Here is a 20,077-nt window from a genome sequence, read left to right on the forward strand (position 1 = left end):
AATGCAGGTCAAATTATCTTGTCTGTATGTGGTAGTAGCCCTCGCCATTATTAGCTATTGCTTTATCAGAAAAGTTAAATTAACCAAACAAGATGTTTATAAAATTTACTAATAAACAGACTGCCAATGATGAAAGCTGGTCAACTGTTATTTATTATGTTTTTATAATAGATATGAGTTTTAAAGGAGCCGCGTAGCCAAAGTATGACACTTGACGATGATCTAAATTCTCTCGTATTAGAGACCAAACTTTCTTCCCCTCAGCCCTGCGGGAGAGATTTACTTGAGCGACAACGATTGCTCGATTTACTTGCTAATAACCGCGATAAAAAGTTAATTTTTCTAACAGCTTGTGCCGGGTATGGTAAATCCACTCTGATGTCACAATGGAATCATGCTCTAATGCAACAGGGCGAGAACACAGCATGGCTAACCCTAGATGAAGATGATAATGATCCCGGCAGGCTTTTTACCTATCTTAGGTACGCACTGGAGGGAATAAAGCCCTCTTCTACTCAGCTCAATGATCTGGTAACCGTGACTAAAAGCCACGCGGTCTTGCTCGCTAATATATTCGGTTCAGCCACTGCTCCATCAGTGCTTTTTATCGATGAGTTAGAGGCACTTCATAATCAGGAGTCGCTTCGCTTGCTGGCTTTGTTACAGCAGCATATACCGCAAGGTCGGCAACTAGTTATCGCCTCCAGAGAAAAGCCGGACTGGAACCTGTCAAAATTAAAACTTAGCGAAGAGTTACTAGAGGTCGGTGTACAGGAACTAAGATTTAGTACTAAGGATGCTACCCTCCTTGGTGAACTCAGATTAACCGGTCCAATTAATGAGAACACCACCGATAAATTAATTGAAAAGACTGAGGGCTGGATTGCTGGTATTCGCTTAGCAATGCTCTGTTTTCCCAGTATCGATGACACTCAAGAATGGGTAGAAAACATTACAGGCGAGCTAGATGAGATCACTGACTTCTTGTCAGAAGAAGTATTTCGCCATCTGGGTACAGAACAACAGCTATTCCTGCTAAAAGTTGCCGTATTAAACCGCATAAGCGCACCATTATGTGAAGCGTTAACTGGGGAGTCTGGAGCCCAGACTCAGTTGGAAAGTTTTTGTGAAAAAGGGTTTTTCATCCACCCCCTTGATAAGCAGCGCCACTGGTTCAAACTGCACGGTCTAGTCAGACAATTCTTGCTTAAAAGGCTTGCGCAGCTAATTCCTCAAAAAATCACAGAGCTACATGAAATGGCTGCACGTTGGCATAACAGCCACGGTTATAAACTGGAAGCCATTCATCACGCAATTGCGGCAAAAAATCCATTGTTTGCCATGCAAATCCTTGAGGGTTTCAGTAAACATCTAGTCACGCAAGGCCAACTCAGAACAGTGACCAACCTTGCCTCACGCATTTCAAAGTTACAATCAATAGATAATCCAGCTCTCCTTGCTAGTATGTGTTGGGCCAATTTGTTTCTACACCAACGGGATCAGGCAGAACAACTGTTTATACGTTTGAAACACGTAAACGATGACAAAGGGCTGTCCGTCGAATTGCAATCTCAACTGCCTACCTTTGAATCTTTGTTATTAATAATGAAAGACAGCACTTTCTCTGCAGGAGAAATTGCCGAAAAAAACCTGACTTGTATCAATGAGAAAGATCATTTCGAACGAGGCGTGCTTTGCAATATCATCGCCTTAGCCAAGTTAGGATTTAATGACTTTGAATTAGCACAGCAATATCAACTTAAAGCCCGTACTTCATTTCTCAAATCAGGCAGTTGTTTTGGCCTTGCCTATTCCGATATGCTGGGAGCTCTGAGAGAAAAACTGCAAGGTAATCTGTTAGTGGCCAGAGAACGTTTTAAAAATATTGGGCAAGAACAAGATTACAGACGATTTGACGACCACGCTCTGTCTCTACAAGTGGCAAAGGCAGTTTGTAACGGCTTTGAGGCTGGACTTCTTTATGAACTTAATCTTCTTGAGGAAGCACAACAACTGCTTGATGAACATTTCGCTGATGCGGTTAATAACACTATACCACCAGATATGGTGATTACTGGCTGCCTCACACGCGCCCGCATTGCCTTTACTAGAGGCGAGTTCGAAACCGCCTATGCTTATCTAGAGGAAGCTGAAGTTGAAGGTATCAGCTGGGTGCTTCCGCGCTTGGTCAGAGAAATGCGTTGGGAGAGAGTACGTTTTGCACTGCTACGTGGTGAACTGGCATCAGCAAAACAATTCGCTGCCCAAACCATTATCAACCATATTCCCGCCACGCCACCTGGCTTTTTTAACCCCGCTGATGAATGTGGTTCTCTCGATATTGCGCCTTTGCGCTTTGAAATCTATACTGGCGATCCCGCTTCAGCCATCATCCGTATCGAACAACTGATTGCCGAATCTAGCGAACGCCCTTGTCGCAAGCTAGTTCTTAAAGTACTGAAAGTGTTAGCTTATACACTGCTACAGCAAACAAGTAACGCTCGACAAGGAATGATTGATGCAATCGACCTTGGTTGTAAAATAGGCGCACAGCGCAGCATTATTGATGAAGGTTCGCACATTATTGAACTGCTTAAACAGCTCTGCGTTGACTGGAGTAATCACCCGAACATTGCCAATAGCAAGCGAATAACTTACTGCAAAATATTGCTTGAAGCCGCAGGTGAAACTCTTATTCTGGAGTCAGAACAACATCCGCCCCGTGAACAAATATCAGATCGGGAACTGGAAGTACTTCACCTCGTTCGTGATGGATTAAAAAACGACCAAATAGCAAAAATACTTTTTGTCTCGGTCAATACTGTCAAATGGCACCTGCGCCGTTTATATGAAAAGCTTGGTGTTAGATCCAGAACAGAAGCAGTGGCTGAGAGCAGAAAACTAGGGTTAATCGATTAAAAATTTCCTCTTGTGCATCTGCCTCAATTTTCTATCCTTTTAGGTAGTGGCTTACGTACTTGCTCTTGATAAGTTATTAAATCCACGCTGACATGGCAAACTGAATATCTATTTAGTAGTCGTCAATATAAGAAGTAATTTATAGATACTCCCCAGTGTCGGTATAACTATCAGGAGAAATTTAATGAAATTGTACGATTGTACCCAGGCCCCAAACGCCCGCCGAGTTAGGATATTTATTGCCGAAAAAGGGCTCGACATACCTAAGGTCGAAGTGGATATAGCAGGTGGCGAGAATCTCCAAGCTGATTTTCTCAACAAAAACCCTCGTGGCTTATTGCCTCTTCTCGAACTCGATGATGGTAGCTATCTGGATGAAAGTGTTGCTATTTGTCGTTATCTTGAAGAACTTCACCCAGAACCAGCTCTAATGGGCATAGATGCTAAAAGCAAGGCACGAATAGATTCTACTCAGCGTCATATAGAATTTGACGCTATATCACCCCTTGCAGATGTCTTTCGTAATTCGGTTCTACAGTTCAAAGAACGCGCCATAGCAGGTACAACGGGAGTGGCAGCCATCGAGCCATTGGTTGACCGTGGGATCAATAGCTATCAGCGCTTCCTTGATCGCCTAAATGAAAACTTAAAAGTCAATAAATATGTAGCTGGACCTGAGTTCTCGATTGCTGATATTACCGCCCTCTGTGCCATAGACTTCGCCAGATGGGTAAAGCTGGAGATCCCTGAATATCACACACACACTCGCCAGTGGTATGAGCTTGTTAGCAGTCGTCCCAGTGTTTGTGCCTGATAAGTGGAATAATTAACATGTATCAAAGTCATTGTAAAAAATAAACGAATTGCCTTTGGATAGGAAGTAACCCACTATTTTGCAATAAAAAACCGCCTAATGGCGGTTTTTTATTTGAAAGATTAGCTTGTTACCTATTAGGGTCAACGAGAGTGCGACCACGTACTTTACCCGCTAAAATGTCATGCGCTGTTTTCGGTACTTCTGACAGACCGATAACATTGGTGATTTCACCAAATGTTGACTCAGGTAGATCAGTCAGCAAGCGGTTCCAAGCTTCAGTACGAACCTCTATCGGACACATAACTGAGTCGATCCCCTGTAGTCGTACATTACGCAGTATAAATGGCATAACCGTAGTAGGTATGTCCAACCCGCCTACCAGACCACAAGTAGTCACCACTCCCCTATATTCTGTTTCGGCAAGTACACGGGCCAGCATAGTACTGCCTACCGTATCAATTGCACCAGCCCAGCGCGGGCTTTCCATCGGATTTGATGGTTTTTCCATCTCTTCTCGTGACAGTAATTCATCAGCTCCCAACGCCCGTAGGTAATCATGGGTTGATTCACGACCAGTGACAGCCGCTACTTTATATCCCAGATGATTCAGAATCGATACCGCAATACTACCTACCCCACCAGCGGCACCAGTAACCAGAATAGTACCTTTATCCGGCGTGATCCCTCCCTCTTCGAGCGCCATCACGCTTAACATTGAAGTGAGACCTGCGGTGCCTATGGCCATCGCTTTTTGAGCATCCATTCCCTGCGGCATTTTAACCAGCCACTCGGGCTTCAATCGGGCATACTGGCTGAAACCGCCCCAATGTCGTTCACCAACACCCCAGCCGGTCAGAATAACAGGATCCCCCGGTTGAAACTGGTCGTTACGGGATTCTTTGACTACACCAGCCAAATCAATACCCGGAACCATTGGAAAGCTATCTACCAGCCCTAATGTACCCGTTACAGTCAGACCATCTTTATAATTCAGCGAAGAATAAGTGATCTCTACCAGCACATCTTCATCAGGTAGATCACTGAACTCAAGCTGTTGAACTGCGGCAATAGTCTTGCCCTCTTTCTGTTCCAGTACCAATGCATTAAACATAATTAATATTTCCTGTTAGCAACGTTATTGACAATAACTCTCTGAGTTTATTTTTCTGACAATCTATTTTAAGAGAATGAGTGATGACAGAGCTGAAGTGACAATTTCTTTAATCTAATCAATCTGTTTTAGGCCACACATCTACTTGAACTATCATATTAGCAGTAACATTTTTTGTACTCACTATCCAAAAGGATAGTTATGAGTGTTTTGATACACTATAAAATAGCACTTTGAAAGCTGGTCATTATGACCTAGCCTTTAAACCAGAGACGTAGGGTCTAGCTAACACCAAAAATTAACCTTATTAATAGCTAAACAGAGGATCAGCAGATGCCAATAAATCAAAAGTCTTGGATTATTAATCATTACGCCAAAGATGAGCTTAAAGGCACAGAACTGGAGTTAGTAGATCGCCCAGTTCCAGATCTGGCAAAAAATCAGGTTCTGATCAAAACACTGATGCTAAGCCTAGACCCGTCAAATCGCCTCTGGCTAAGCGAAGAAGAAGATTACTTGCCACAACTGCAAATCGGTGACGTAATGCGAGGACTGGTTATCGGTCGGGTAGAACAGTCACGTCATTCACGGTTTAAAGTGGGCGACCATTTACATTCACTACAAAGCTGGCAACAATATGCAGTGGTTGATGGAAAGAGTCTGACACCTGAGAATGGCACAATTCATTTCACGCCGCACCCCGATATACCACTGGACGCTTATGTCTCAGCACTGGGCTTAACTGGCTGGACTGCATATATTGGCCTTAAGCATATAGGTCAGGTCCAAGCGAAAGATAATATACTAGTTTCAGGCGCAGCAGGTGCTACCGGCTTAATGGCCTGCCAGATCGGCAAAGCAATAAATGCAAAAGTGGTAGGTATTGCTGGCGGCAGCGAAAAGTGTCACTCGCTAGAAACCATATTCAACTTAGACGGCACTATTGATTACAAAAACTGCGATAACTTATCACAGGCGATGGCCTGCGCTTTTCCAGAAGGTATCGATATATTCTTTGATAATGTCGGCGGTGCAATGCTTGATGCCGCACTGGAAAATATGGCCATTGGTGGACGCATTGTAGTTTCCGGCAGCATATCGCAATATCAGCAACTAGGTGATAAAACACGATTGTACGGGGTTCAGAATACTCATATGTTGGTTACAAAACGACTCAAAATGCAAGGTTATCTAATTCTTGATTATCTAAATGAGATAGAACAGATACTACCCGAAATGGAGCGATGGTTGCTCGAAGGGAAAATTCAGTATCGCAACACAGAAGTAATAGGTATTGAAAACGCTCAGCAAGCAATGTCACAACTGTTTTCAGGAGGAAATATAGGAAAGCTGGTTATTAAAGTCAGCTGAAGATTCAATATTCCGCCAAAATATAACTTTTGATAAAAAATACTATAGATCAGCAACTACGATGGAGCGGCCGAATTACACTATTTTATATTTACGGATGTTGAACTCCCTTTGAAAGTTGCCAAAACGATCCATAAAATTTCGTCTGCTTATAGCCTATCAGTTGACCTAAATAGCAACCAATAGCTAATAAAACCCCTCTTACTTTGTGCACAAAGTGATCCTATTAACAATGTGATTACTTTTTACCTTTAAGAAATCTATTTTCATTTTCTTTACTTGGCAACATGCAGGTGTCGTACTGTCCAAATAAATAATATCTATTACGAGCAATGCGATCATAAAGCCAATTTATTATGCCCTTGGGTAGTACTTTGAAGACGTATAATAAACGCCATGGAAAGCCAAGTTTATTAACGACATTTAAAAAAGCGTCACTCTTATCAAAATATTGGTTACCTTCTACAAAGAGCATCGTATCAAAGTGATCTGTTGGCATTTTAAAATGATTTAATATGCTCTGCCCTTCTGGTGATTGAACGCTGCATAGTTTAAAGCGCTGTTGAGTATCAACCTTAACGATAAACTGAGTCCAAACATTACAAAGTTTGCAGACACCGTCAAATAGGATCACACAATCATTTATATCAATATTAGGAGGGTATTTTTCAATGGTCATGCGCTCTCCTTCTTAATATGAATACGTATTGGAAAAAACCCATGCTATAAAAAACTAAAGGTTTTAGCGCGAAAGGGACAACTATTATTTCATCTGTCATTGACTTCCATTTTCTTTCGCTTCTTGTAACCATTTAATAATAACAACATGCCAAATGCAGCTAACAAATGTTTTAACGTATGACCACTTAACGCTGTTAATACTTCAAAAATAAACGTGTCAAAATGTTCAAATACTTTGGCGAATATATAGGTCCATAATAACCACCAATATCTATTTCCGTAGCTAAATGCTGGTTTCATAAATAGCAGGATTAAAGGTATAGCAATTAAGGGAAGAAACTGGACTAATATGTAAAATCGTAAATCACCAGCACCAATGCTCTCGGTGTAATACCAATAAAGCACAGATGCTCCACCTACTATGAGTAAGGGATATAGCAGACGTTTACCTAGCTTAATAGAGAGGTATTCAGCAATAATAATCGCGATTAAGGCCATAAAGGCCAACGTCATGGGTAATCTATCCCATACTAATGTCTGGTTACTTGGCCAAAGGTGATAATAACCAGAGCCAAACCCAATAAGTAACAAACCGAGAAATAATAAACAATATCCTACTTTTAGTTCATCCAGCTTTGTTATTTTATTTGAGATAAAAAGGCTGTACAGCCCCATACAACCAACAATGATAAAGGGTAGATTTGAAACAACATTGAAAAAGTTAGGAATAGATACAAAAGTACGATTATCTGAAAAATCATGATATTTGAGTGACTGAGCGACTGGCTCTTGCACAAGTACGCCTATAGTGATGCATAGCAATATAATGAAAATACCGATAATCCCTTTACGGTTATAACCCATTGTCACGCAATTTTTTTCTTTGTCTTTCATATATATAACTATCCTTGTATACCTAAGTTCTACTATAAAGACAATGTGTAGGCTTTAACAGGCTGTTTTAACAAAACATTGATACACACGATAACATCAAACATAAGTAACTAAATATTGGATGTGTAGTCATAAATATCATTAGACGAAATACTGATTTATTAATCTTTTTATAAAATTTAGTAATGGGTAAAAATCAGTGTACTTAGATTTTAATCGTCGTTTTTAATGTATAGCCTTTCACTTTGATTATCGATGTATCTGTATTTCCCGAGTGTGTCTCTGACCAAGTAGTCAATTCAGGCTTGTCTATGGCATAGCTTGAGATATGAGGACCATTAGTAAATAAATCTCTTGCCGCTTTAAGGTCATGTAACGTGATAGATTGCCACTCACTAGATGACATTGTTTCAAGAGCAGCAAAAGATAAGAATGATAAATTTCCTACAAAAGTTATGAAGATAACCTTTAAAATGAGTCGCATATTATTTCCATATTTTTTAGTCATTGTTCTCTACGATACTAGGTCGATTCACGATAATTAACGTTGGCTAAATCTCTTTAAGCTATTATCTGCCATGCTAAAGGAAGCATCACTAAAGATGCTGATATATAACCTAATTTATTTATTGAACTACTGTAGTTATTGCTCATTTTCAATCCAAAAAATGGTCTGAGAATTTCCGTTCTGCGAATGAATTCATACCCGATAAAACAACCTAGAGTCGTTAAACTTATTAAAAGCATAGGCTCGTAAACAGGGCCAAGATCTAATTTTGAAAGATTAAAACCAATAACGACAATTAACGTTTGATGAAGAATATAAAAAGGGTAAACGGCGTCATTAAAATAAGTAAGTTTATGAGATTTTTTATTTAAAAAGTTGTGAGCAAAAGAAAACACCGTTAAAACACCTATCAGTCTTAACATGCTGTAATTAAACATGATTACGCTATAAATCCACCCTTCTTGCAAAGATTCATTTTTTAGCATGTCTAACCAAACTAAATTATAGAGCGCAATCAACAAGCAATAAAAAATTAATGCTATAACCAATAAAGGTCTAAGGTTTTCTTTAATTCGTTGCCAAAATATTTTATTCCAACCGATTAAATAACCGTAAACCATTAAGGTAAAACCAAGAGGATATCTTACTGAATCAAGTTCCCAGTTCATTTGAATGAAAAATATCGGTAAAACAGCGATAAAAATAGCTAATAAACCATATTGTTTAAATAACCAATCGGTAACTGAATTAACGAGCTTGGTATTTAATAAGGGTAAAAGACAAAGTAGAAACAAAGAGTATTTCCAAAGTGCTGCAATAAACCACAAATGATTTGCATTAAAATGCTGCCAAATACCGTATTGATATTTATCAAAAACAGTACTGTCGCTAGAGAAAAACGCCTGCAAGAACTGCCAAAAATTCATATTGAGATCACCATTGAAAGTCATCTCAATATACAATTGAGGAGGAATGATAATTAAAACACCAAATAATAGTGGTAGTAATAAACGAAGAGTTCGCATAGAGATAAAACGCCACACCGAAACTTTTACCATAACAAAACGAATAGCGATGCCTGAAATAACCCACAGTACCCCCATTCTCCATGGCTCAACCAACAGCATTATGTTTTCAAGAAATTGTGAAAGGTGTTCACTTTTCACATGCCAAGGCCAACTTTCAACGTAGAACATACCTGTATGGAATAAAATCAATAATCCGAAAACACCTACACGTAGCCAATCAAGATCAAATCGACGGTCAGGCATATCGTTGTTTGAGGGCACAAAGTATTTAGATAAATGTGAAAAATTTAATATGCTATTTATATTCATAATAAATACCTCTAAAAATATTATTTGCTACATTTGAAAAAAGTGAAAAGATTCAGATGCACTTATCAAGTTAATCAATATCGTTATTGAATCTTAATATTATTAGAAGAGGTATTTTAAATAAATGCACTAGGGACGAGATGGTATTATTGGGTGACCAAACTCACTGTACTCGTTACCATCAAGTGCATATTCGAGAGTTTTTGAGGCTTTTCAGTTTTAGCCCCTGCGATTAAATAATGGTTATTCCCTTTTCATAACGTTGGTTTGTAAATGACAAACTGAGCAGCACTGCCAATAACATTCAACTCAAAATTTTCGTATTGGTCTGACAATATGCGGGTTAGTGTTTGAATGTTATCTCCAGTGTTACAAAAAACGCCCTTTTTGTTGTATAACTTCATCAATTTCTTTGCAAACCAGCTAGAGTCATTGCTATCCGATATTATTGTAGAGCCAAAGATTACGCCGCCAGGATTTAATAACTTATATAAATTTTCGAACACCACCATTTTTTCTGTCATAGTACCCGGCAGACAGTGCAATAAGTAATTCATACTAATTGAATCGAAACCCAGTTCATCAATAGTGATGGGTGCTAATATATTTCGCCTATAGCACTTAGGGTTATACCTTTGTAATCGCTTTGATGAGTGGTTCAAACAGTCTTGGTTTAAGTCCATCAAAGCTAAGCGTGGCCGCGTTGATGGAAATTTACAATTATCTAACAAAAAGCCAGAACCGACACCTACATCCATGTGGTTGTTAGTAATATTGTCATTATAAAGCGTTAATAATCGTTCAGTTGATAAGCCCCACACGGGCCCAGTTAATATTTTAAATAGTGCCACATCATAAATTGCTAGGGTAAATTTGTTATAGACTTGCTGTCCTCTAATAACCTCTTCGTTAATTTCCATATTCATTTTAAACCTTTCAAAAATTATAATGGGACTATCAGATTTCATTTTTTACTGATGTCTGTTATCGGTATTTTATGAAGTAACAAATACCCTGCAGATTGCTCACCCGTTTGTCATTAGTCCGCAAGAAAAGCACTATGTCTAGATGAGTTTAAGCACTAGCACCTTATTTGATGATCTAAGTTCAACTACCTCACTAAGCGTAAAGTCACTTTTATTAACAAGTGTTTTCCATTGAGTAAGCGTTCTCTGTTTCGTATCTTTATCAAGCAATAGTTGCTTGTCCTTTATCGCCTCGTGCGGGTTTATTATCGATTCAGACCGAATAAAATCGATAATAGCTAGAGTCGCTGTAAATAGGCCAATGGCTTGCTTGGCATTTTTAAGAATAGAAAGACAGTCACTGTCATTTAATTCACTAAAGACATTAACAAAACAATACAGGTTTTCATGCGAGCTTGCCGTGGGTAACGAGCTCAATATTTCACCCTCTTCAAAAGAAACACGAAATGTTATGGCATTATTTTTAATACTGTTAGCGTTTTCATTTCGCCAGAAAATTTTTGACGACTGTATCGCTTCCGAATTATCGTAGATACAAATATTCATCTGTTCAGAAATACTTAAAATATCTGCAATATGCAGTCCGCTGGCATTTCCTAAATCAAAAACCAAATCAAACACAGACCAGTTAAACCATTCAAAAGGATTTACTTTGTTACTAAAGCCCAAATTAATATCAGCAACTTGGGTAAGCTTAATACGCACAGAACTAGGCATTAACGGCAAAGAAATTAAATAAGCTCTACAGTGCTTCAGAATTGTAGAGCACTTAATCATCCACCTTTTATTTTGCAAAGTACGCATGCGTGGTCTAAAAACGATAACCAATACCAATAGCTAAAGAACTCGTCGTTAAATTACTCATTGCTATATGTTGGTATCCGACATTTAAGTTCACATTGTTGGACCATTGATATTTCCAACCAAGTTCGGAGTAGATACCCGTACCTGAATCTTCTTCAAATACGTTATTGTTGTTATTAGTCATTTCATAATCGAAATACTGGGCACCAAGTTTGCCATAAATAAAGTTATGTTCGGTAAGTGCCGTATCAAAACGTACTGCAACTATGAAGTTGGTATAATCAAGATCACTTTTAAATGAATCGGGGTTTGACTCATCGTCGCTTACACAATAATCCTCATCCGCATCATCATTCTCACAAATCCAGTCTTGCACGTTTGACCCTTTATTCAAGCCAACTTCCACAGCCCAGCCAGGCTTGAAATAATAATCTACATAGAGCATAACTTGGGCTACGCCATCTTTATCATTACCAAAACTATCGTGGTCTATATTACCGCTTGATACTTGCAAACCGGCATTAAAAGTTCCTGGTTGAGGTAATTCTTCAGCAGTAACAAATAAGCTTAATGCAGATACAACGATGAGTGATAAAAGCGTTTTTTTGTTCATAAATAATTCCATTATATTAAGATAAAACAAGAGAAAGAATTTTTCCCTTTTGATTGGTAAGAATAATATCGCCTGATTTGAACAAAGTTAATCGGTTAGGGATTAGTTGGGATTGGGCCGTGATGAGTGGGTGATTTTGATGACAATATAATTAAAGTGTTGTGTACTCGATTTTAAAAGTGGGATGAAATGAGTATTAACCGTGTTGAATTGGATTATATAAACTGGTACCTGTTAGAATATTATATTAAAGTAAACAGGTATTTGCCGAACGAAGCTTATCAAGCTAAATATCCCTATGTCCCCATTTCGTGCTGTGTTAAACAGCTATTCACAGATATCAAAAAAGCAATGGTTTTATTGGTCGCTTTTTTACCTTTTCCTCGGGGTCGTAATGGCCTTAATAGAAGTAGCTGATTTAGAAAGTAAAGAGATAGCTTTTATAACTTGGGAAGTATGGCTAGACCAATTTTGTTGGTCTATTTGCTTTGGCTTGATCACTCCTTTTGCAACCTGTTTTTTCCATCGCTGGTCAATGGAAAAAGGTCAGAGGCTTACTTCAACCGCCAAGCTTATTTTGTTTTATATCCCATTCAAGATTATTTATATGGGGGTAACTGGGCTAACTAAACAATTGTTATATTGGCTGATAACCGGTTCATTTATAAGTATGGAAACTCTTTTACAGCATAGAATTTACCAAATATTAGATGTTAATCCGATACTCGCTTATCAGGTTCTTGATGTATCACCACTCTATCTGATTGCTATCTTTTGTGTTTACACCAAGTTATATTTTACCACTGCACAGCAGGAGCAAATAAAAAGTGCTCAGCTTGAAGTAGAGCTACAAAAAACACGCATGGACGTATTACGCAATCAACTGCAACCGCATTTTCTTTTTAACACGCTAAATCTTATCTCAAGTACCATGTATCGTGATGTAGATAAGGCTGATTCCATTATTGCCCGACTCGGAGATTTATTACGATATTCCCTGGCAACGGAACAAAAACCTTTTGTGCCTTTAAAAGAAGAAATACAGGTGATGACATCTTATTTAGAAATCGCCAAATTGCGTTTTGGTGACAGGCTGTCGACTATTATCAACATAGCACCTGAAACTAACGACATAATGATCCCCGCAATGTTACTGCAACCATTACTAGAAAATGCAGTAAAATATGGTATTGAGCCATCTGATGAAAAGGGTGAAGTATCTTTGACTACGTCATTAGAAAATTCGGAACTCATTATAGAAATAACTAATCCTTGGCATCAACGCAGAGCACAACAAGAATCGTTTGGGATTGGATTAACTAACACTAAAAATCGTTTAGCCTTACTTTACTCAGATCACGCGTCTGTAGCGCTAGAGACTAGTAACGAAAACCAGATATTGTTACAAATACGTCTGCCGGTTCAACAAGCTCAAACATTGGTTAGTAATTAAAATGAACAGTATATTAAGCTACCTCACCGGCGTTTTCGGTGTATATAAACGCTGGTGCACTTGGCAGCGTATTTTTTACCTAACTATAACTGGTTCTCTTTCAGGACTAATGATTGTTCAAACTGAAATAGCTGATGCTCTCATTAGGGGCGAAGTTGGTTTAACTTGGCAACCTTGGGTCGCGACATATAGCTCAGTGATCGGTTTTACTATTGTTTCTCCCTTTTTAATTTACTGCTGTGAGCTATGGCCTTTTGGAAAAGCTCACGTGATTAAAACCACGATTAAATTGGCTTTACTCTATGTGCCAATTACCTTTTGTTTTATTACTGCCATGCTTATTTTACGTAATATCGCACATTTGTTAATCGACGGAACCCTATTTGATGGTTGGGACTTAATTGATCGATATATTTACGAATTCCCTAAAGCAATTGCAATATATCTTATTTTTATATTTATCACTTACACCAAAATTTATTATGACAATTCGCAAAAAGAACAGCTAAATGCTGCTAATTTACAGAATGAATTGCAAACAATAAGAATGCAAACCTTACGCAGCCAGTTGCAACCTCACTTTTTGTTTAACACCTTAAATTTAATTTCGAGTACGGTATATCAAGACGCAGATAAAGCCGACTCAATTATTACTCGGTTAGGTGATTTACTTCGCTATTCATTAGCAACCGAACAAAAACCTTTTGTGACCTTCAAAGAAGAGTTACAAGCCATGCAATCTTACCTAGAAATTTCACAATTACGTTTTGGTGAAAGAATGGAGTTAGAAATTTCAGTAGAGCCATCGACTGAATTGCTAATGATCCCCGCTATGTTGCTGCAACCCCTACTTGAAAATGCGGTTAAATATGGTATCGAACCATCAAATGAAACGGGTAAAATCACGCTAGAGTCTGACTTAATAGAGGGTCTACTACAGATAAAAATAACCAACCCATGGCATCAACGTAGACAACAGCAAGAATCTTTTGGCATTGGCTTGCAAAATACTAAAGATAGATTAAAACTTTTATACCAAGAACAAGCGACGGTAACATTGGATAATAACAATACTGATCAAGTAACGCTGACCATTATTTTACCGGCTCAACACATGGAACAAACTAATGAGTAATGACAACAGCTTTGAGCTAACAAAAAACCCTGACCATCAAAAAAATGTAGTACATGACGTATTAGTCGTCGATGACGAGCCTGCAGCAAGACAAAAATTGATATTGTTTTTACAAGACCATAAAGATTTCCGAGTAGTCGCACAAGCTCAAAACGGCATTGAGGCACTCGAATGTATCGAAAAACATTCCCCTGCCCTCGTTTTTTTAGATATTCAAATGCCTTTGTTAGATGGTATGTCTGTGGCAAGCAATCTCGAATACAATAAAAACATTGCCATTGTCTTTGTCACTGGCTTTAATGAATATGCAATTAAAGCATTCGAACTTAATGCAGTAGATTATCTGCTCAAACCTTATGATAAAGGACGATTAGCAAAAACCCTTACTCGATTCCGCGAATTTACTGGAACAATTTCAGAATACAACATACCTAAAATAATCCAAGATTACCGAGCGGAGCAACACTTCCCTGAAAAGCTATTATTCAAGTCTGAAGGGGCTATTGAAGTGGTATCCGCACAAGAAATTCAATGGATAGAATCATCAGGTAATTACGTTAAAGTCTGTTTAGAACGAACCGCTTTCATTGCAAGACAAACGATTACTACTGTGCAAAGCCAGTTAGATCCAGAGCAGTTTGTGCGCGTGCGCCGTACTCATATAGTTAACAAAAATGAAGTGGCGACAGTTGACCATATTAGTAAGGGTGATTACGAAATAACGTTAAAATGCGGCACTAAATTACGCCTTTCTAGAGGTTACAAAACACGTTTTTTTGAGGTGTTTAGTTAATTATTTATCCAACATCTCAATAATTTTATCAATAATATCAATTGCATTTTGATATACCTGATTCTTTTCATCAATTAAGCCGACTATTAAAACGAAAGTATTGTTAACTATATGACCGTATAACAACTCAGGCTTGTGTACTTTAAAGGGTTGCCACTGAATAGCACTAATAACCCAAGTACTCAGGTTATCCATTGCCGCTTGTCTATGCACATCTTCAAGTCGCTCAATATATAGGTACTCACTCTCTAAGTCTTGTAATGCACCAATAATGGAATGATTTTGCACGTGCTTAATTTCACCGCTATTGACAAGTGTTTGGTAGATACTGCTTTTTCGTCTAAAGTCTGAAAAATTTTTCAATTCAGTGGCAATAAAGCCTAATTCATTCACTTTTTTCCTGTCATGACGGTTAATAATGTCAATTGCTTTATTATATTGTTTTTTATAACGCTTCCCATATTCAATTTGACCTATAAGTTCTTTTTTGTCTTCTAGCAATTCGGTTTTCATACTCTGATAATATTGGCGTTCGAATTTCCTGTTATCTTGATCTTTATCCCAATTATCTACTTGTAAGGCAATCAAAATACCTATGGCGACCAGTAAAATTTCGCCCACGATATACGATAAATATTTAACAAGCTTACCTTCACTAATAAGTGCTTTTTTTATTTTTTTTAACTGAGTTAGCATTGAAAATACTCGGTAATGAATGTTATTTAATTTTATAGCATAAATGCAGTCGTAAGTGATCAGAAAGAGAACATAACTACTCTTGTACAACCACAATTTGACCATCAATACTTACAATGGCCAAGTATGATTGCCCTACTATCCCTATTGAACATAAGTCTATTTCGTTGCCTCCCACCAATAAATCTGCGCATCCTTCAACGTCAAAAGAAGCGGTTACTACGCCAGGCTCAGTTATTGCTAAGTTATCGTTTGAGAAAGACTGCTTAACTGTCATTTCACTAGTTGTTAATAATCGAACACTGTATTTATCAGCTATATTTTTTGCTTTCTTTTCAAATACCGCCAGCTTACTTTCATCAACCATACTCCAGGCAACAGCCCAATAGTCTGCTTGTTTATTGATATCAATTTTCTGACTTACTCTTGAACCATTGGTTATTGCATTTTCTATTGCAAAAACACTTTCATTAGCGCCATCTATCCAATCGTGCTGTATCACCTTGCTAACTTCAGCAGACATTAATTCTATCGTTTTAAATTGATCTTCATATACACTCGCATTGTAGATCGCACTTTGAAGGTAAAAGCTAGTATTGTCATCTAAGGCATTTATATAGGAAATTTTGGTACTATTATTAGTATCAATTTTATCAATTATCTTATCAGCAGTATCTCCACAGGCACTCAGTGATATAACCATTGCCATTGCAATCGCAATTTTCTGATGTTTAGTGGTTAAGTTATGTGTTTTCTCTTGGTTTGATAATATTGTGCTCATGAATAAATTCCCTTTGTTTAATTGTATAATTGTTTGTTTGCTTGCTTGACTGATTTGAAGTTTAAAGAATCAATACATCAAAATAAATCGACAAGGGGTGAGTCGGTATTTTTGCGTGATGACAGGGAATAATGCTTTACCGTTTGGTGTACTCTCTATATGAATAGTCTAAAGGTGCTTTAAATATCTGCCACCTTAAGGCATTTATAATCCCAACTGTAACGGGTATAGAAGTCATTTTATTAATATCCATTCCTTCTTGTCACTATACAAGACCGCTTCATCCCTACCCCCTATATTTAGCGATCTCATTTTCATAAACTTAATTGCATAAACAAATAGTCAGAGAAGATTTATGTTATCGCAATTAGCCGGTACGCAAATAACCAATAACTTGGGTGAGCGTAAATATTTTTTAGATTGGGTGAGAATTTTAGCTTTTGCATTCTTGATTCTTTACCACACAGCGTTGATGTTTGTTGATTGGGGGTTTCATATCGAAAGTGGCCATAACAGCACCTTTTTAAAGTCAATAATGATACTTAGCTCAAAATGGCGACTCGACATCCTGTTTATTGTTTCAGGTGTAGCAATAAGCTATATGATTACAAAAATGCCACTTAAGTCATTTGCATGGCAAAGAATAGTTAAGCTTTACCTACCACTTATTTTTGCTATCGCGGTTGTTGTAGCACCCCAGTCTTATTATGAAGCCATTCAAAAGGGAATTTTTGAAGGTGGTTTCTGGAAATTTTGGACTTCTTATTATTTTACCTTCTCATGGGATGAACGCATGCTTGCACCTTTCCCAACCTACAATCATATGTGGTATGTGCTGTATTTATTTCATTATACAATGGTGTTATTGCCTCTATTTTCTTTCATCAATAGTGATAAAGGTAAATTGATTTTAGCAAAAATTGAATGCTGGATTACAAAAGGCTCTCGTATTATTTGGCTACCATTAGCAATATATCTAGCCATTTTTCTCGCTATTGATAATCATGATGTGAACCATACTTTTTATAATGATTGGTACGGGCATGCTATTTTTATTTTTGCAGTTATTATGGGGGTGGCTTTTGCCCGTATGCCTAAAGTTTGGCAATCTTTTGAAAAAAATCGCTACTTTTCTTTAACCCTTGGTTTAATTAGTTACGCCGTTTTACTGGCTATATTTTTATCTCCCGACGAGATGTTACCGATGGATAGAACCGTAGTTTGGGACTATACGAGTCTATTAGTTAAATGGTCATGGATCGCTTTAATCATCGGATTTGCCAGAAAACACCTTAACTACACCAACAGCACATTGAAATATTGCAATGTCATGGTCTATCCGTTTTTCATTTTGCATCAAACCGTCATCATAGTACTTGGTTATTATGTGATTGATTGGAGTATGTCTGGAACGCTGGAGTTTTTGGTTATTGTTACTGGCACCTTTGTGATTTGCAGTTTGCTTTATGAATTACTCATTAAAAGAGTCAATACTCTAAGAGTATTATTTGGTTTGACATGGATAAAGATGGCACCTCCTATTAAGGTGCAACCTACAGCAAAACAGAGCTAAAACAGAGCTACCATTAAAAGTTATATGGTATTAATAACTATTTGCTAGCGCATAAACCTTGTCATCCAAAAGCGCAATTTTGGATGACGGAAATAATATAAATGGACTAATGAAGTTGTTATTATTTCTCTTAAGAACAAAAAGAAAGGATGAATATTATGACTGAAGATAATAATGACCGCACACCAGACGCATCGATTAAAGCAGCTCTTAATTGCTTTTTAAATGATGAAAGGATTAGCCCCCTAGCTTTATAGCAAACAGATTAATTGTTAGTAAACCTATCTGATAAGCGCGTATACCTCTAAATTAAAAATTACGAACATGGCAAATTTATGGAACTTATCTTCTAGGCCTTGCTTTGTCTAAAAAAGGAAAAACATGAATAAATTACAAAAAAACATTAGAAAAACTAAACGCTTTGAACGCATTATGAATATAGCGTATTGGATCGCAGACTTACCAAATAAGTTAACTCCTGCCCCCTTTAGGTTAATGCAAATAGGATCGTTATTTTGGCAATCTAGGTCTTTATATTTAGCGACAAAGCTTGGTATTGCAGACGTAATCTTATCTGAACCAATGGCAACAAAAGACATAGCAAAAAAATTAAACTTATTCGAACCAAACTTATATAGATTAATGAGATTTTTGGCCTCAATAGGGATATTTAAAGAAGTAAGCCACAAGGTTTTTGCACATAATAAATTATCGTTACCGCTTGTTAGGAGCCAACCCAACTGCGTATCGGATATGATATTAATGCATAATTGTGAAGAAATGACCTTACCATGGATGGACGCCATGGAAGCTGGCATTAAAGATGGCGAGATACCGTTTGTTCAATGTCATGGTAGTGAGATGTTTTCCTACATGAATAATAATAAAGAACTTAATGATTTATTTGCCAATGCCATGGATAGCGTCGAGTCACTTACAGGCTTAGATTATTTACAAGATTTCAACTGGCGTTGTTTTGACCGTATTATTGACCTTGGTGGTTCAAAAGGCAGTAAAAGTATCGCTATTTTAGCTGAAAACACCACCTTAACCTCGGTGGTATTTGATCGCGATGCAGTCACCCACGATGCCAAAGAAAGCTGGAAAAACAAGATAAATGATCAAATATTGGATCGTATCACTTACGTAGGTGGTGATTTGTTTTCTTCAAACTTACCAATACCAACCTCTGATAAAAATTTATATTTGTTAATCGCAATATTTCATTTACTTGATGACGCTGATTCCGTCGCATTACTAAAACGAATTACGGCTTCAATGGATGGTATTAATGCTTCCATAGCTATCGTTGATGCGGTATTACCTGAGACACAAGCTAGCATTACTCAAACATCGTTTGACATGCAAATGTTAATGGGAACAAAAGGCTGTGAACGTACAGCAACTCAATGGCATAACCTATTTGAACAAGCAAACCTTGAGTTGGTTGAAACTGTAGCCATTAGAACTTTTGCCAAGGTAATGGTATTAATTAAACGTTCTTAACGCTTAAGAGGTAACTGCGCATTAGGAAAGGATTAAAGCGAGAAAGGTGATGTGCTACCAACCCTTTGGCAGTTTTCACAACTTAAAATACAAAAAGCC

Annotated in this window: 18 protein-coding genes; 8 read left to right on the plus strand and 10 right to left on the minus strand. The window is 37.7% G+C overall.

What is annotated here, in order from left to right:
* The first annotated feature begins 204 nt into the window (after positions 1–204).
* Both ESZ36_RS20285 and ESZ36_RS20290 read left to right on the plus strand, forming a co-directional pair.
* Entirely contained in the window at positions 205–2,919 is a 2,715-nt protein-coding gene (locus ESZ36_RS20285) for a winged helix-turn-helix domain-containing protein (RefSeq protein ID WP_146791252.1), read from the plus strand.
* Between the two features lie 184 nt (positions 2,920–3,103).
* Positions 3,104–3,733, plus strand: coding sequence for a glutathione S-transferase family protein (locus ESZ36_RS20290; RefSeq protein WP_146791254.1), 630 nt, complete (start codon positions 3,104–3,106; stop codon positions 3,731–3,733).
* Positions 3,734–3,863: 130 nt separating this feature from the next.
* Here ESZ36_RS20290 and acuI read toward each other — a convergent pair whose 3' ends face one another.
* On the minus strand, positions 3,864–4,847 hold the full coding sequence (gene acuI / locus ESZ36_RS20295; RefSeq protein WP_146791255.1) for an acrylyl-CoA reductase (NADPH): 984 nt from the start codon (positions 4,845–4,847) through the stop codon (positions 3,864–3,866).
* 333 nt (positions 4,848–5,180) lie between these two features.
* Between acuI and ESZ36_RS20300 the strand changes: the two genes are divergently transcribed.
* A complete protein-coding gene (locus ESZ36_RS20300) occupies positions 5,181–6,218 on the plus strand; it encodes an NADP-dependent oxidoreductase (protein ID WP_146791257.1) in 1,038 nt (345 codons plus the stop codon).
* 238 nt (positions 6,219–6,456) lie between these two features.
* On the opposite strand, the gene ESZ36_RS20305 is transcribed toward ESZ36_RS20300, so the two are convergent.
* The 7 genes from ESZ36_RS20305 to ESZ36_RS20335 form a co-directional block, all read right to left on the minus strand.
* Positions 6,457–6,897 carry a thiol-disulfide oxidoreductase DCC family protein gene (locus ESZ36_RS20305; RefSeq protein WP_146791259.1) on the minus strand — a complete coding sequence of 147 codons (441 nt, stop codon included), beginning with the start codon at positions 6,895–6,897 and terminating at the stop codon, positions 6,457–6,459.
* Positions 6,898–6,986: 89 nt separating this feature from the next.
* Complete coding sequence (locus tag ESZ36_RS20310) at positions 6,987–7,793, minus strand: ceramidase domain-containing protein (protein WP_146791261.1); 807 nt, start codon at positions 7,791–7,793, stop codon at positions 6,987–6,989.
* 205 nt (positions 7,794–7,998) lie between these two features.
* Entirely contained in the window at positions 7,999–8,301 is a 303-nt protein-coding gene (locus ESZ36_RS20315; RefSeq protein ID WP_146791263.1) for a hypothetical protein, read from the minus strand.
* 53 nt (positions 8,302–8,354) lie between these two features.
* Positions 8,355–9,638, minus strand: coding sequence for an acyltransferase family protein (locus tag ESZ36_RS20320; RefSeq protein ID WP_146791265.1), 1,284 nt, complete (start codon positions 9,636–9,638; stop codon positions 8,355–8,357).
* Positions 9,639–9,892: 254 nt separating this feature from the next.
* Positions 9,893–10,564: a class I SAM-dependent methyltransferase gene (locus ESZ36_RS20325; RefSeq protein ID WP_170235902.1), complete on the minus strand. Its 672-nt coding sequence runs from the start codon at positions 10,562–10,564 to the stop codon at positions 9,893–9,895.
* A 138-nt stretch (positions 10,565–10,702) separates the two neighbouring features.
* Positions 10,703–11,341, minus strand: coding sequence for a methyltransferase (locus tag ESZ36_RS20330; protein WP_170235903.1), 639 nt, complete (start codon positions 11,339–11,341; stop codon positions 10,703–10,705).
* Between the two features lie 94 nt (positions 11,342–11,435).
* Complete coding sequence (locus tag ESZ36_RS20335) at positions 11,436–12,041, minus strand: porin family protein (protein ID WP_170235904.1); 606 nt, start codon at positions 12,039–12,041, stop codon at positions 11,436–11,438.
* Between the two features lie 394 nt (positions 12,042–12,435).
* Here ESZ36_RS20335 and ESZ36_RS20340 point away from each other — a divergent pair, with 394 nt between their 5' ends.
* Genes ESZ36_RS20340 through ESZ36_RS20350 form a run of 3 tightly spaced genes read left to right on the plus strand, consistent with a single transcriptional unit; the run spans position 12,436 to position 15,422 of the window.
* On the plus strand, positions 12,436–13,494 hold the full coding sequence (locus ESZ36_RS20340) for a sensor histidine kinase (RefSeq protein ID WP_170235905.1): 1,059 nt from the start codon (positions 12,436–12,438) through the stop codon (positions 13,492–13,494).
* Between the two features lies 1 nt (position 13,495).
* A complete protein-coding gene (locus tag ESZ36_RS20345) occupies positions 13,496–14,629 on the plus strand; it encodes a sensor histidine kinase (protein ID WP_146791275.1) in 1,134 nt (377 codons plus the stop codon).
* Positions 14,622–15,422, plus strand: coding sequence for a LytR/AlgR family response regulator transcription factor (locus tag ESZ36_RS20350; protein WP_146791277.1), 801 nt, complete (start codon positions 14,622–14,624; stop codon positions 15,420–15,422). Before ESZ36_RS20345 ends, ESZ36_RS20350 begins: the two co-directional genes overlap by 8 nt.
* On the opposite strand, the gene ESZ36_RS20355 is transcribed toward ESZ36_RS20350, so the two are convergent.
* Together ESZ36_RS20355 and ESZ36_RS20360 are read right to left on the minus strand one after the other, a co-directional pair.
* Positions 15,423–16,118 carry a DUF6090 family protein gene (locus ESZ36_RS20355; protein WP_146791278.1) on the minus strand — a complete coding sequence of 232 codons (696 nt, stop codon included), beginning with the start codon at positions 16,116–16,118 and terminating at the stop codon, positions 15,423–15,425.
* Between the two features lie 76 nt (positions 16,119–16,194).
* Entirely contained in the window at positions 16,195–16,899 is a 705-nt protein-coding gene (locus ESZ36_RS20360; RefSeq protein WP_146791280.1) for a hypothetical protein, read from the minus strand.
* Positions 16,900–17,254: 355 nt separating this feature from the next.
* Here ESZ36_RS20360 and ESZ36_RS20365 point away from each other — a divergent pair, with 355 nt between their 5' ends.
* Together ESZ36_RS20365 and ESZ36_RS20370 are read left to right on the plus strand one after the other, a co-directional pair.
* On the plus strand, positions 17,255–18,472 hold the full coding sequence (locus ESZ36_RS20365) for an acyltransferase family protein (RefSeq protein ID WP_146791282.1): 1,218 nt from the start codon (positions 17,255–17,257) through the stop codon (positions 18,470–18,472).
* A 381-nt stretch (positions 18,473–18,853) separates the two neighbouring features.
* Positions 18,854–19,978: a methyltransferase gene (locus ESZ36_RS20370; RefSeq protein WP_146791284.1), complete on the plus strand. Its 1,125-nt coding sequence runs from the start codon at positions 18,854–18,856 to the stop codon at positions 19,976–19,978.
* The last annotated feature ends 99 nt before the right edge of the window (positions 19,979–20,077 follow it).

The sequence above is a fragment of the Colwellia demingiae genome, from assembly GCF_007954275.1.
Classification (GTDB): Bacteria; Pseudomonadota; Gammaproteobacteria; order Enterobacterales; family Alteromonadaceae; genus Colwellia; species Colwellia demingiae.

Bases quoted from the DNA above. Each gene is read 5' to 3' on its own strand.
- ESZ36_RS20335 (WP_170235904.1), bottom strand. From the start codon at position 12,041: ATGAACAAAAAAACGCTTTTATCACTCATCGTTGTATCTGCATTAAGC.
- ESZ36_RS20310 (WP_146791261.1), bottom strand. From the start codon at position 7,793: ATGAAAGACAAAGAAAAAAATTGCGTGACAATGGGTTATAACCGTAAA.
- ESZ36_RS20355 (WP_146791278.1), bottom strand. From the start codon at position 16,118: ATGCTAACTCAGTTAAAAAAAATAAAAAAAGCACTTATTAGTGAAGGT.
- ESZ36_RS20290 (WP_146791254.1), top strand. From the start codon at position 3,104: ATGAAATTGTACGATTGTACCCAGGCCCCAAACGCCCGCCGAGTTAGG.
- ESZ36_RS20330 (WP_170235903.1), bottom strand. From the start codon at position 11,341: ATGCCTAGTTCTGTGCGTATTAAGCTTACCCAAGTTGCTGATATTAAT.
- ESZ36_RS20345 (WP_146791275.1), top strand. From the start codon at position 13,496: ATGAACAGTATATTAAGCTACCTCACCGGCGTTTTCGGTGTATATAAA.
- ESZ36_RS20360 (WP_146791280.1), bottom strand. From the start codon at position 16,899: ATGAGCACAATATTATCAAACCAAGAGAAAACACATAACTTAACCACT.
- ESZ36_RS20365 (WP_146791282.1), top strand. From the start codon at position 17,255: ATGTTATCGCAATTAGCCGGTACGCAAATAACCAATAACTTGGGTGAG.
- ESZ36_RS20285 (WP_146791252.1), top strand. From the start codon at position 205: ATGACACTTGACGATGATCTAAATTCTCTCGTATTAGAGACCAAACTT.
- ESZ36_RS20305 (WP_146791259.1), bottom strand. From the start codon at position 6,897: ATGACCATTGAAAAATACCCTCCTAATATTGATATAAATGATTGTGTG.
- ESZ36_RS20320 (WP_146791265.1), bottom strand. From the start codon at position 9,638: ATGAATATAAATAGCATATTAAATTTTTCACATTTATCTAAATACTTT.
- ESZ36_RS20325 (WP_170235902.1), bottom strand. From the start codon at position 10,564: ATGAATATGGAAATTAACGAAGAGGTTATTAGAGGACAGCAAGTCTAT.
- ESZ36_RS20350 (WP_146791277.1), top strand. From the start codon at position 14,622: ATGAGTAATGACAACAGCTTTGAGCTAACAAAAAACCCTGACCATCAA.
- ESZ36_RS20300 (WP_146791257.1), top strand. From the start codon at position 5,181: ATGCCAATAAATCAAAAGTCTTGGATTATTAATCATTACGCCAAAGAT.
- acuI (WP_146791255.1), bottom strand. From the start codon at position 4,847: ATGTTTAATGCATTGGTACTGGAACAGAAAGAGGGCAAGACTATTGCC.
- ESZ36_RS20340 (WP_170235905.1), top strand. From the start codon at position 12,436: ATGGCCTTAATAGAAGTAGCTGATTTAGAAAGTAAAGAGATAGCTTTT.
- ESZ36_RS20315 (WP_146791263.1), bottom strand. From the start codon at position 8,301: ATGACTAAAAAATATGGAAATAATATGCGACTCATTTTAAAGGTTATC.
- ESZ36_RS20370 (WP_146791284.1), top strand. From the start codon at position 18,854: ATGAATAAATTACAAAAAAACATTAGAAAAACTAAACGCTTTGAACGC.